This is a genomic window from Streptomyces sp. NPDC058773, from assembly GCF_042746015.1.
GTDB lineage: Bacteria > Actinomycetota > Actinomycetes > Streptomycetales > Streptomycetaceae > Streptomyces.
In genome coordinates this window covers 1-12,499 of the sequence record NZ_JBHYPE010000043.1, presented here as the reverse complement: position 1 = coordinate 12,499, position 12,499 = coordinate 1, and the positions used below count along the sequence as shown (strand labels likewise).

At 72.9% G+C, this 12,499-nt stretch carries 11 protein-coding genes; 4 read left to right on the top strand and 7 right to left on the bottom strand.

Annotation, left to right across the window (positions count from 1 at the left end; translation table 11 throughout):
- Positions 1–6 precede the first annotated feature (6 nt).
- Together dapD and ACFW5B_RS28335 are read left to right on the top strand one after the other, a co-directional pair.
- Positions 7–1,008: a 2,3,4,5-tetrahydropyridine-2,6-dicarboxylate N-succinyltransferase gene (gene dapD, locus ACFW5B_RS28340; protein ID WP_386445449.1), complete on the top strand. Its 1,002-nt coding sequence runs from the start codon at positions 7–9 to the stop codon at positions 1,006–1,008.
- A gap of 95 nt (positions 1,009–1,103) precedes the next feature.
- Positions 1,104–2,024: an EI24 domain-containing protein gene (locus tag ACFW5B_RS28335; RefSeq protein WP_386445447.1), complete on the top strand. Its 921-nt coding sequence runs from the start codon at positions 1,104–1,106 to the stop codon at positions 2,022–2,024.
- On the opposite strand, the gene dapA is transcribed toward ACFW5B_RS28335, so the two are convergent.
- From dapA to ACFW5B_RS28320, 3 genes are all read right to left on the bottom strand, one after another.
- Positions 1,936–2,883 carry a 4-hydroxy-tetrahydrodipicolinate synthase gene (gene dapA / locus ACFW5B_RS28330; RefSeq protein WP_386445444.1) on the bottom strand — a complete coding sequence of 316 codons (948 nt, stop codon included), beginning with the start codon at positions 2,881–2,883 and terminating at the stop codon, positions 1,936–1,938. The genes ACFW5B_RS28335 and dapA overlap by 89 nt on opposite strands.
- Positions 2,884–3,036: 153 nt before the next feature.
- On the bottom strand, positions 3,037–3,186 hold the full coding sequence (locus ACFW5B_RS28325; protein ID WP_167511565.1) for a hypothetical protein: 150 nt from the start codon (positions 3,184–3,186) through the stop codon (positions 3,037–3,039).
- A 125-nt stretch (positions 3,187–3,311) separates the two neighbouring features.
- Positions 3,312–5,150: an endonuclease/exonuclease/phosphatase family protein gene (locus tag ACFW5B_RS28320; RefSeq protein ID WP_386445441.1), complete on the bottom strand. Its 1,839-nt coding sequence runs from the start codon at positions 5,148–5,150 to the stop codon at positions 3,312–3,314.
- A gap of 256 nt (positions 5,151–5,406) precedes the next feature.
- On the opposite strand from ACFW5B_RS28320, the gene ACFW5B_RS28315 reads away from it, so the two are divergent.
- Positions 5,407–6,924 carry a hypothetical protein gene (locus ACFW5B_RS28315; RefSeq protein WP_386445439.1) on the top strand — a complete coding sequence of 506 codons (1,518 nt, stop codon included), beginning with the start codon at positions 5,407–5,409 and terminating at the stop codon, positions 6,922–6,924.
- A gap of 195 nt (positions 6,925–7,119) precedes the next feature.
- Complete coding sequence (locus ACFW5B_RS28310; protein WP_386445436.1) at positions 7,120–8,565, top strand: alkaline phosphatase PhoX; 1,446 nt, start codon at positions 7,120–7,122, stop codon at positions 8,563–8,565.
- 25 nt (positions 8,566–8,590) lie between these two features.
- Here ACFW5B_RS28310 and ACFW5B_RS28305 read toward each other — a convergent pair whose 3' ends face one another.
- From ACFW5B_RS28305 to ACFW5B_RS28290, 4 genes are all read right to left on the bottom strand, one after another.
- Positions 8,591–9,466, bottom strand: a complete 876-nt coding sequence (locus ACFW5B_RS28305) for a class I SAM-dependent methyltransferase (protein WP_386445433.1) — start codon at positions 9,464–9,466, stop codon at positions 8,591–8,593.
- 272 nt (positions 9,467–9,738) lie between these two features.
- Positions 9,739–10,959 (bottom strand): TerD family protein, encoded by a 1,221-nt coding sequence (locus tag ACFW5B_RS28300; RefSeq protein WP_386445550.1) that lies wholly within the window; start codon positions 10,957–10,959, stop codon positions 9,739–9,741.
- Between the two features lie 76 nt (positions 10,960–11,035).
- Positions 11,036–11,308 (bottom strand): GlsB/YeaQ/YmgE family stress response membrane protein, encoded by a 273-nt coding sequence (locus ACFW5B_RS28295; protein WP_386445430.1) that lies wholly within the window; start codon positions 11,306–11,308, stop codon positions 11,036–11,038.
- Between the two features lie 114 nt (positions 11,309–11,422).
- Positions 11,423–12,232: an NAD-dependent epimerase/dehydratase family protein gene (locus tag ACFW5B_RS28290; protein WP_386445427.1), complete on the bottom strand. Its 810-nt coding sequence runs from the start codon at positions 12,230–12,232 to the stop codon at positions 11,423–11,425.
- Positions 12,233–12,499: the final 267 nt, after the last annotated feature.

The following is a 12,499-nucleotide window of genomic DNA, read 5'->3' as shown; positions in this document are numbered from 1 at the left end:
TCGAACATGACCGAAGCTGCTGCACCCCGTACGACCGGCGCCGTTGCCGCCGGGCTCGCCACCGTCACCTCCGACGGCACCGTTCTCGACACCTGGTTCCCGGCGCCCGAGCTGGTCGCCGCGTCCACCGCGGACCTCGGCCCGGCCGGCACCGAGCGCCTGGACGACGAGCGCGCCACCGAACTGCTCGGCGCCACCGTCCTCAAGGCGATCGGGCCCGACCCGGTCCGTGCGGTCGAGGTCGTCGCCGTCCGGACGGTCATCGCCTCGCTCGACGACAAGCCCCTGGACGCCCACGACGCCTACCTGCGCCTCCACCTCCTCAGCCACCGGCTGGTCAAGCCGCACGGGCAGAACCTGGAGGGCGTCTTCGGCCTGCTGTCCAACGTCGCCTGGACCTCGCTGGGCCCGGTGGCCGTCGACGACGTGGAGACGGTGCGGCTGAACGCCCGCGCCGAGGGGCTGCACCTGATGGTCACCGGCATCGACAAGTTCCCGCGGATGACGGACTATGTCGCGCCCGCCGGGGTCCGGATCGCGGACGCCGACCGGGTGCGCCTGGGCGCGCACCTCGCGGCCGGCACCACCGTCATGCACGAGGGCTTCGTCAACTTCAACGCCGGGACGCTGGGCACCTCCATGGTCGAGGGCCGGATCAGCGCGGGCGTCGTCGTCGGCGACGGCTCCGACATCGGCGGCGGCGCCTCCACCATGGGCACCCTCTCCGGCGGCGGCAAGCAGATCATCTCGATCGGTGAGCGCTGCCTGCTCGGCGCCGAGTCGGGCATCGGGATCGCGCTGGGCGACGAGTGCGTCGTCGAGGCCGGTCTGTACGTCACCGCGGGCACCCGGGTCACGCTGCCCGACGGCCAGATCGTCAAGGCCCTGGAGCTCTCCGGCGCGGACCACATCCTCTTCCGCCGCAACTCCACCACCGGGGCCGTCGAGGCCCGCCCGAACAAGGCGGAGTGGGGCGGCCTCAACGAGGTGCTGCACAGCCACAACTGAGCGGACCCGGTCACTGCGGCCCGGCGGGCATCCCCGCCGGGCCGTTGTCGTGCCCGCCCGGAGCCCCGCCCCCGCCGGGCCGATAGGCTTGCGCCATGCGTGATCTTGTAGCGGGGATGCGGTATCTGGGCAAGGGCCAGCGCTGGGTCGCCCAGCACGGCCGGTGGTGGGGATTCGGGCTGATTCCGGCGCTGATCGCGCTGGTCCTGTACGCCGGGGTGCTCATCGCGCTGGCCATCTGGTCCGGCGACATCGCGGCCTGGGCGACGCCGTTCGCCGACGGCTGGGACGAGCCCTGGCAGGGGCTGCTGCGCGGGGTGTTCGTGGCCCTGCTGTTCGCCGGCGGGCTGATGCTGTCGGTGCTGACCTTCACCGCGGTCACCCTGCTGATCGGTGACCCCTTCTACGAGTCGCTGTCGGAGAAGGTCGAGGAGTCCGAGGGGCACTGCCCGCCGTCCCCGGACCGTCCGATGTGGCAGGAGATCTGGATCGCGCTGCGGGACAGCGTGCATGTGCTGCTGCGGGCGGCCGGCTTCGGCATCCTGCTGTTCTTCCTCGGCTTCGTGCCGTTCATCGGGCAGACCGTGATCCCCGCGATCGGCTTCTGCGTCTCCGGCTTCTTCCTCGCCGTCGAGCTGACCTCGGTGGCCATGCAGCGCCGGGACATCCCGGTGCGCGAGCGGCTCCGGCTGCTGCGCGGCCGCAAGGCTCTCGCCGTCGGCTTCGGCACTCCGATCGTGCTGCTCTTCCTGATCCCGTTCATCGCGGTGGTGCTGATGCCGGGCGCGGTCGCCGGTGCGACGCTGCTGGTCCGGGACCTGGTACCGGACCCGGAGCAGCCGTCCGCGGCGGCCGCCGGGGCCCCGGGCCCGTACGGGCAGCCGGACGCACCGGCCGGCTTCGGACCGCCGCCCGCCTCCTACCCGCCTAACCAGGCACCCCCGCAGGCACCGCGGTACCCGCATCAGCAGTCCGGTCCAGGGTCGTCCGCAGCGCATCCGCCAGCCGGCTGGTGAGCCCGGCGTCCGCCGTCAGCAGCGGGCCGCGGACCGGCCCCGCGGGCAGCCCGAGGTGCTGGAGCAGCGCCTTCACGGTGACCGAGCCGGGGGCCTCCCCGCCGGTCACCGCCTCGATGAGCGGGATCAGGGCGAGCTGACGGCGGGTCGCTCCGGCCGTGTCCCCGGCGTCGAAGGCGTCCATCAGGGCGCGCACCGCCCGGGGAGCGGCATTGGCGGCGGTGCTGATGCAGCCGGAGCCGCCCAGGGCCCGCAGCGGCAGGATCTGTTCGTCGCAGCCCGCGTAGTAGGCCAGCTCCGTCGCGGCCAGCACCTTCGCGGACTTCAGCAGGTCGTAGCCGCAGTCCTTGACCGCCGCGATCCGCGGATGGGCGGCCAGCCGCAGCAGGGTCGCGGCGGTCAGCGCGGTACCGGTGCGGCCCGGGATGTCGTAGAGCATCACCGGCAGCCCGGTGGCGTCCGCGACCGTCCGCAGATGGTGGCCGACGGCCTCCTGGGTGGGCCGTGAGTAGTACGGGGTGACCACCAACAGGCCGTGTGCGCCCGCGCGTTCGGCGTCGCGGGCCAGCGCGACGGAGTGCCGGGTGTCGCTGGTGCCGACCCCCGCGGTGATCCGCGCCCGGTCGCCGACCGCCTCGACCACGGCCCGCAGCAGGCTCTCCTTCTCGGCGTCCGAGGTGGTCGGGGACTCCCCGGTGGTGCCGCTCAGCACCAGGGCGTCGCAGCCGCCGTCGTCGACGAGATGGGTGGCGAGCCGCTGCGCGCCGTCCGTGTCGAGCGTGCCGTCGGCGGTGAACGGGGTGATCATGGCCGCCGCGACACGTCCGAAGGGTGGCGCGGCGGTGCGGGGGAGGGGCATGGCGGGCAGGCCGGGAGTGTGAGGGCGCCTCATATTTCACGTCCACTGAGTTGTGCCGGGTGAGGTGTTGAGCAGCGCTACGGGAGTGGGTCCGGACATGCGAAGCGGCCGCCGCACCATCGGTGCAGCGGCCGCTCGGGCATCACAAGCCCATCACGCGTCAGTCAGGCCGTTCCGCGAACGCTTCAGGTCCTGGGTCCGCTCGGAAGCGGACTCCTCCGACGACTTCGGCTTCCGCTGGTCGGCGCGCCGCTCCGCGGCACGGTCCTTGTTGCCCGACTTACGGTTCTGGGACTTCGGCATGATGACTCCCTATGTCTCGCCGAATGGTGCTTACCAGCCCAGTACCGCACCCCCGGCGGCGGTTGGCCCCCGGACGTGGGCCGGACGGGTGACGAGGGGGTCACCGGCGGTGACCTTCCGTGGTGCTACGGGCGGACGCGCAGGACCTGCGGGTCGTGGTCGCTGGCCTGGTCCGCGTACTCGGCGTTGATGTGCACGATGTCGTAGTCGGCGCGGGTCAGGGGGCGGGTGGTGAGCATGTGGTCCAGCACCTGCGAGTTGCCGCTGTAGACATAGCCGTAGCGCTCGGCGGCGGGCAGCCGGTTGACCTGGTCGGTGAGCACGCCGCCGGAGGTGAGGGCCTTGAGGGCCGGCGAGAACTGGTAGTCGTTGAGGTCGCCGGCCACCACGACCGCGGCCTTGGAGTCCTTGGCCAGCAGGTCCTTGACGAATCCGTTGACCAGCTTGGCCTGTGCGGTGCGCTGGGTCTCCGAACTCCGGACCGGTGGCTGGAAACGGCTGTCCAGACCCTGGTCGCCGCCCTTGGAGTTGAAGTGGTTGGCGATCACGAACACCCGGCTCCCCGGGCGGCTTTTGAGCGAGAACTGGCCGACAAGGGGCTTGCGGCTGGTCTTCCACGCCGGGTCGGCCGGCGCGATCCGGCCCGGGGACGCGGACAGCGCGGCCTTGCCGTGGTCGTCGACCACCTTCACCGGGGTGGTGGCGTCACCGCCCTTGACGTCCGTGAACGAGGCCCGCTCGGGGTTGAACAGGAACGCCACCCGGATGTTGCCCCCGGGCTGGCCGCCGTCCTCGTCGTTGACCGGGTCGATCTGCCGCCACTCGTACGCCGGGCCACCGGCCGCCTTGATCGCCTCGGTGAGCTTCTTGAGGGTTTCCCCGGCGGTGACCACGCCGTTGTCCTTGGTGCCGCTGTCGTCCTGGACCTCCTCCAGCGCGACCACGTCGGGGGAGGCGAGGTGCTCCACCAGCCCCTTGGCCAGCCGGTCGAACTTGGCCTGCGGGGTGCTCGGGGAGAGGTTCTCGACGTTGTAGGTGGCCACCGCCAGCTCGTCGGACTTCTGCTTGCGGGTCTTCTCCGGCGCCGGGCCGTGGTCGGCCATCTTGCCCAGCTGGGTGGCCTGCAGCGTGTAGCCGCCGAAGTTGTCGTAGTCCAGCGGCCCGGCGGTGGTGCCGGTCAGCGCGTCGCCGACATCGGCCACCGGGAACGGCTCCTGGCTGAAGGGGATCAGCGACGCCACCTTGACCCGGCCGCCGTTGGGGTCCGCGTACGAGCCGTAGAGCGTGCCGCCGCGGGCCGTGCGGTGGTGCCGCGGCTCGGCGGTCACCCACAGCTCGTGATGGGTGTTGGTCGCGCCGACGACCGGGGCGTCGGACACCGCGACGCGCATGCCCTCCAGCGACTCGTAGCGGTCCAGGGCGTACGAGGTGGGGCGCAGCTTCAGGGACTCGATGCTCTTGCCGTCCCCGTCGGGGGCGTAACGGTTCGGCAGCGAGGCCGCGTTGAGCTTGAAGGCGGACGGCAGCGGGGCGTCGGCGGAGACCGTCTTCCAGGTCGCCTCGGTGATCTCGGTGACCGACTGCAGACCGGCGTCCTTGCCGCCGGGGTAGTACTCGCTGACCGTGCCGGAGACGGTGACCGAGTCGCCGACGGTGACCTTCGGCGTCTCCTTGCCGGTGTAGACGAAGACCGCCTCGCTGGTGGCCGCGTCGTGGTCCGGCTGCGGGTCCTGCACCCAGAAGCCACGGGCCGAGCCGAACGAGCGGATCGCGGTCACCGTGCCGGGAACATCGCTGACCTGCTGTCCGGCCAGCAGGGATATGCGGGTGCTGCCCTGGATGTCGTGTATCCGCGCACCGGCCGCGGAGGCGGACTGGGTGGCGGTCAGCAGTCCGCCGGCCAGGGCGGCGCAGACCACCGCACTGGCGACGGCCGTTCTGCGGAGCGAGCGACGGGACGGCATGGATGCCTCCGAGAGGTATGGGGGGTGGCTGTGGCAACGTGAGTACGGAGCGGTATCGGCGCGCGCTACGCGCGTCGATCTGCGTCAATCTCTTGCTCACACAAGGGAGTTGTCAAGCTTCTGCGGGTAACCGGCAGGGGGCGCGTGGGTGAACCGTCCGAGATGAGGAGAATTCCGTCTACGCTTGGGCGGCGCACTCCCCAGCTACCGCTGGGAGGTCCCCCAGCCGTAGTCCGTCCGAGGAGCTGAGCACCCGATGTCCGCAGACCGCCCCACCCTGCCGCCGGTGCGGCTGCACTCCGAAGCGGAGCTGGCCCGCGACGCGCTGAGCGCCCCCCTGATGGCGCGGGCCGCGAAGCTCGCCCGCTGGGCGGAGCGCGGTGTCCCGGTCGGCGTCGGCGGCCAGATCCTGGAGGAGCCGCTGGCCGCAGCCACCGAGCACCTCGGTCTGACCGGCGACGAGGACGGCCCCGCCTACACCGCCGAGGCCTGGCAGCTCGCGGTCGACACCGGACTGGTGGAGATCACGGAGGCCGAGGAGAGCGAGGACGGCGCCGACCTGCCCGACGACGCCGTGGCCGGCACCGCCACCCCCGGCGAGGAGCTGAGCCTGCTCACCTCAGGCAGCCCGCAGGACGTCCTCGACATCTGGCTCGGCGGTATGGAGACCGTGCTCGCCGACGCGGCCGCCCCCGACCTCGCCGACCTGGCCGACCAGCTCACCGAGGGCGGCGAACTGGACCTGGACGCGCTCGACTGGAACCCGGAGGAGGAGGCCGAGCTGCTGGACGGCATCCTCGGCAACCTCTATCTGCTCTCGGCCCTGAACGAGCGCCCCGACCAGGACGTTCCGCTGCCCGCGCTGGCCGCCTCCATGATCGTCCCGGAGGACATGGACGAGCCCACGGACGAGGTCCTCGAAGAGGTCTCCGAGGCGATGATGCGCCTGGACGACCAGTTCCGGGTGCTGGAGCCGATCGGTCTGGTCGCCTACCGGCCCGTCGACGAGGCCCTGATCGAGGAGCTGGACGAGGACGGTGAGACGGTCCTTCCCCAGGGGGCCGGGGCGTCCTCCGGTGACGGGCCGCTGACCGACGAGGACGTCTCCCGCTACGGCCTGGTCCGCCTCACCCCGCTCGGTGTCTACGCCGTCCGCGCCCGGATGCTGGACGCCGGGGTGCACGCCCCCGCGGTCGGCGACCTCACCGACAAGGGCGCCGATGTCCTCCTGGAGGCGCTGCCCGACTACCCCGAGGCGCTCGCCCAGGCCGAGTCCGAGCTCTGGCTCGCCGCCCGGACGCCGCTCGACGCCGCCCGGGACCTGCTCACGTCCGCCCGCGGGGACGACGAGCGCGCCCCGCGGCGCCGGCTCGCCGCCCAGCAGACCCTCTCGCTGGTTTCGCCGGACGCCGAGGCCGCGCTGCGTGAGGTGCTCGACGACCGGCAGCTCGGCGGCCTGGCCCGGGTCTGGCTCGCCGAGCGCGCGCTGCCCGGTATCCCCGAGCCGTCCCAGGAGATGATCTTCTGGCTGACCATCGACACCCTCGCGGCGCAGCTCGGGGACAGCGCCGACGAGGAGGCCACGACCGAGCTGCGCGACCTCGTACAGGGCCTGACCGAGCAGCACAGCGGGTTCTTCGACACCGCCTGGCGGGTGGACCACCCGGGCACCGCCGACGTCCTGGAGGCCATGGGCCGGCTGCACCCGGACAAGAAGGCCGCCAAGGAGGCCCGCAAGGCCGCGTTCAAGGCGCGCTCGCGCCAGTCCGGCTGATACGGCACGGCCGGACGGGCGGAATCGAGCCATGCCCCGGGGCGTGTGCGGCGGACCAGGACAGGTACCTGGTCCGCCGGACACGCCCCAATTGCTTCCCGGATGTCGTACCCCGTTCAACTGGAATTCGACGGCGCACGAAAGCGTGTGCCCGCAGGCACAGGGGAGAAGAAACCGGCCATCCAGGAGATGAGAATGCCGCTCACCCGCAGAGACTTCGCCAAGCGTTCCGCCCTCACCGGCGCGGGCGTCGCACTGGCCGGCAGCGTCGGCGTGCTGGCCTCCGCACCGGGAGCCATCGGCGCGGAGACACCGGACGCCGGCGCGGAGGGCGCGGCGGACGGCACCGGCCTCGGCTACGGCCCGCTGGTCCCGGACCCGGACGGCATCCTCGCGCTGCCCGCCGGATTCTCGTACCGGATCATCACCCGGACCGGCGTCACCCAGCTCGACAGTGGTGAGTCCACCCCCTCCAACCACGACGGCACCGGCACCTTCGAGGGCCCCCGCGGCACCACCCTCCTGGTCAACAACCACGAGCTGAAGGGCCCGCGCGCCGACTGGCCGCACCCGGTGCCGCTGGCCGAAGGCCTGGTCTACGACCCGGCGGCGTCCGGCGGCTGCACCGTGGTCGAGGTCGCCAAGGACGGCAGCCCGGTCGGCGAGTGGGTCGGCGTCGCCGGTACCTCCACCAACTGCGCGGGCGGCACCACCCCTTGGGGCACCTGGCTCACCGGCGAGGAGACCGAGGACAAGGCCGGCGAACACGGCATGACCAAGGACCACGGCTATGTCTTCGAGGTCGACCCGCACGACCCCAAGGCCGGCCGCGACCCCAAGCCGGTCAAGGCGCTGGGCCGCTACGCCCACGAGGCCGTCGTCGTCGACCCCAAGCGCGGCCACCTCTACCTGACCGAGGACGCCTCCGGCCCCAACGGCCTCTTCTACCGCTGGACCCCGCCGTACGGTTTCCGCCACGGCCGCGGTCAGCTGCGCTCGCTCGCCGATGACGCGGGTGTGCTGGAGGCCTTCAAGTGCTTCGACTCCGGCGGCCGGTTCGTCGACGACCTCTCGCGCGCCACCAAGGCCGGCACGGTCTACGGCGTCGACTGGGTCGAGGTCGCCGACCGGGACGCCCGTGAGGTCTCGGTGCGCAAGCAGTTCAAGGACGGCGAGGTCACCCGTGCCCGCAAGCTGGAGGGCCTGTGGTGGGCGGACGGCGGCGCGTACGTGGTGTCCTCCTACGCCCGTGACGAGAGCCCCGTCCAGCACGACGGACAGGTGTGGTTCTACGACCCGCGGCGGCGGACCCTGACCCTGAAGGTGCTGCTGGGCGTCAACCCCGACCCCTCCAAGGACGGCGCGCTCGACGGCCCCGACAACATCACCGTCTCGCCCTACGGCGGGCTGATCATCGCCGAGGACGGCGAGGGCGTCCAGCACCTCTTCGGGGCCACCGACGACGGCCGGACCTACCCCATCGCCCGCAACGAGCTCAACATCGGCACCGCGGCCGAGCCCGAGTTCAGCGAGTTCACCGGCCCGGTCTTCTCCCCGGACGGGCAGACGCTGTTCGCCAACATCCAGGAGCCCGGCATCATGCTGGCCATCACCGGGCCGTGGCAGCGGCAGAGCCGGTAGCGGCAGCGGTACGTCCGGCGGCGGCTCAGCCGGCCGCCGCCGTCAGGACGTAGTAGTCCAGCAGCCCGGTCTCATACGCCGTCAGATAGCGGCGCGGCCACTCGTCGTCGTGGAGTTCCGGCTGCTGGGCCATGTAGCGGTCGTACGACTCCCAGACGCCGTCGCCGATCGGCCGGACCCGTACCTCCCGCAGACCCGCCGCGGCCAGGGTCGCGGCGACCTCGTCGACCACATGCGGGACGTCCAGGCCGTCGGCGTACGGGGGCAGCAGCTCGGGCAGCGCGCGGGCGGCCGCCGGGGTGCGGGCGAAGAAGGTGGTCAGCGCCAGCCGGCCGGACGGGCGCAGCACCCGGGCGGTCTCCCGGGCGAAGCCGGGCAGATCACGGAAGTGCTGCGCCGCCTCGACGGAGAACAGACAGTCGACGGAGTCGTCGGGCAGCGGGATGCGCTGGGCCGCGCCCAGGACGAACTCCAGCCGGCCGGGTGCGTCCGCGGACGTGTCGAGCAGGTCCGCATGGGTCTCCCGGGCGCGGGCGATCTGGTCGGGGTGGGCGTCCAGCCCGATGACCGTCCCCAGCCCGAACTCCCGCAGCGCCAGCGCACAGCCCAGCCCACGGCCGCAGCCGACGTCCAGGGCGGTGCGGCCCCGCGGCGCGTCGAAGGTGCCGAGCACCAGGCGGTAGAGGTCCTCCTCGCTGCGCACCCGGTCGGCCCGGGTCAGCTCGCGGCCGGGGCCGGGCAGGCCCTTCCAGTAGCCGAAATTGATGAAGCCGCCGGCGAAGGCGGGGACGGTGCTGAGGTCGAATTCGCCGTAGATCCGCGCGACCCGGTCCGGAAGCTCCGTGGGCGCTGGGCCGTCCGGGGGGTCCGCGGGTGCGGCCGGCGGCGGCTGCTGCGTCATCGAACGCTCCTCGTGCGTGCCGTGGGGGACGGGCCCTGACGGGCGCCGCCGTGCCGGGCCGTGGCGGACGGGCCCGGTGGGAACGGGGCGGAGCCCCGGCGCGTGCGGACGGGGACGGAGGGGTGCCGCGGTCGTACCGGGTCCGACGGTGCGGACGACACAATTCTCGGTCCCGGACCGGTCCCGCACCAGGGAAGGCGGTCCGGGCGGCCGGTGGGTGAGCCGCCGCGGCCCTGACGGCACCGGGCCGTCAGGGACCGGGCGTCACCGGTTCACAGCGCCTGGCCGGCCGGCTTGGTCATGCCGCGGACCGTGCGGGCGTCGACGTACTCGCCCATCGCGGTCATCTCCCACTCGCCGGAGAACTGGCGGATCAGCTTGGCCATCATCACGCCGGTACGGGGCTCCGAGTGGGTGAGGTCGAAGCGGACCAGCTCCTCACCGCTCTGGGCGTCCAGCAGACGGCAGTACGCCTTGGCGACATCGGAGAACTTCTGGCCGGAGAAGGAGTTCACCACGAAGACCAGACCGGTCACCTCCGGCGGCAGCCCGCCGAGGTGGACGGTGATCGCCTCGTCGTCACCGGCGCCCTCACCGGTGAGGTTGTCGCCGGAGTGCTGGATCGCGCCGCCCAGGATCATCAGCTTGCCGAAGAAGCAGTTGTCGACCTTCTTGCGGTCCGGTCCGTAGGCGATGACGGAGGCGTCCAGGTCGATGCTCTTGCCCCGGAAGGCGGGCTCCCAGCCGAGGCCCATCCGGACCGAGCTGAGCAGCGGGCGGCCGCCCTTGACCAGGGAGACGGTCTGGTTCTTCTGGAGGCTGACACGGCCCTTGTCGAGGTTGATCTTGCCGGGCGCGGCGGCCGGGGCGGGCGCCGCGGGAGCCGGAGGCGCGGCCGGGGCCGGGGCGCCGGTGGGCGGGCCCCACTGACCGGCGGGCGGCGCGGGGGCCGCGGGGGCCGGGGGAGCGGGCGGTGCCTGCGGGGCGGCGGCGGGGGCGGCCGGTTCCTCGACGCTGACGCCGAAGTCGGTGGCGATCCCCGCCAGGCCGTTGGCGTAGCCCTGGCCGACGGCGCGGACCTTCCAGGCGCCGCCGCGGCGGTAGATCTCGACGATCACCAGCGCGGTCTCGGCGCCCAGCTGCGGCGGGGTGAAGGTGGCGAGGACGCTGCCGTCGTCGGCGTTGCGGACCGTGCCGGTCGGCTCGGTGCCGGCGAAGGTCGTGCCGGGGGCGTCCGGGCTCGCGGTGACCACGATCTTCTCGATGTCCCCGGGCACCGCGGCGGTGTCCACCGTGATGGTGTCGCCGCCGCCGGCCGCCGCGGAGTGCGTCACGCCCGGCCCGGCGGGCTGGTTGTAGAACACGAAGTCGTCGTCGGAGCGCACCTTGCCGTCGGCGGCCAGCAGCAGGCCCGATACGTCCAGCCGCACGGGGGCGGTGACATCCACCGCCACCCGCACGGCGCTGAGCGGGAGGTTCGAGCCAGGAGTCATAGCGGTCATGCCGGGCTCAACGATCGGCTCGCCTTTGCGGTTCCATTACCCGCGGTCCGATGGCCGTCCGGTCCGTTCACCGGCGTTCCCGGGAGTTGCCGAAGAGCAGCCGGTAGCCGATCAGCAGGACCAGCGCCCCGGCGATCGAGGAGACCCACATGGCCGGTTCGCCGAAGTCCTTCGGGATCGGGCGGTGCAGGAACTGGGTGGAGAGCCAGCCGCCGATGAAGGACCCCACGATGCCGATCAGGGTCGTGCCGATGAGCCCGCCCGGGTCCCGCCCCGGCAGCAGAACCTTGGCGATGACGCCCGCGATCAGCCCGAGTACGAGCCAGCTGACGATGCCCATGATGCGTTCCTCGTTCCTGCGCGGAGAATGCGGTACGTAGACGAGGACGCCGGCCGGACGGTACGGGTTCCGTGGCAGGTCTGGCCCGTGGTCCCCACGGGCGCGGGGCGCCGGTCAGTGCGGCCGGCGCGGCGGGTCGGTGCAGAAGGAACCGCCGAGATGCGCGTGAGCGGGGTCTTCGGGGTTCAGCTCGCCCTGGGCGGCGATCAGTTCCGCGGCGTACGGCTCGGAGTCGTCCTGCGGGGCGTACCCCAGGGCGCGGGCGGTCGACAGGTCCCACCACAGGCGGGTGTTGGCGGAGGAGCCGTGGACGACGGTGTGGCCGACGCCGGGTGCGGTGAGCGCGGCGTCCAGCAGCCGTGCGCAGTCGGCCGGGCTCAGCCAGATCGACAGCATCCGCACCGACGTCGGCACGGGGCAGCAGGAGCCGATCCGGACCGAGACGGTCTCTATGCCGTGCAGGTCCCAGTAGAGCGAGGCCAGGTCCTCGCCGAAGCCCTTGGACAGGCCGTAGTAGGTGTCCGGGCGCCGGGGCGTACCGACGGGGATGGCGCCGGAGCCGTCCGCGGGGCGCGGGGTGAAGCCGACGGCGTGGTTGGAGGAGGCGAAGACGACCCGGCGGACACCGGCCGCGCGCGCCGCCTCGTACAGGTGGTAGGTGCCCTCGATGTTGGCGCGCAGGATGTCCTCGAACGGGGCTTCCAGGGAGATACCGGCGAGATGGACGATCGCGTCGACCCCGCGCACCGCCCCGCGCAGCGCCGCCGTATCGGCCAACTCGGCTATGACCGCGTCCGGTTCGTCCTCGACGGGCCGCCGGTCGAAGAGCCGCAGCCGGTAGCCGTACGGCGGCAGCAGCGCGCGCATCATGGTGCCGACTCCGCCGGCGGCGCCGGTGAGCAGAACGGTGCGGGGTGCGGGCATGGGGCGCCTCCTCCGGCTGCGCGGCGAGGCCGCGGGTGCGGATGTCATCGAGCGGTGGGGGCACCGTAGGAATCCGGATTCCGGCCGGTCAAGACGCTTGACGGCCGCGGTGAATCGGCTTGCGGCAAGGTGGCTGGGGCCTTGACCGGCAGCGCGGCGGGGGGGGGGGGGGGGCCCCCCCCCCCCCCCCCCCCCCCCCCCCCCCCCCCCCACCCCCCCCCCCCCCCCCCCCCCCCCCCCCCCCCCCCCCCCCCCCCCCCCCCCCCC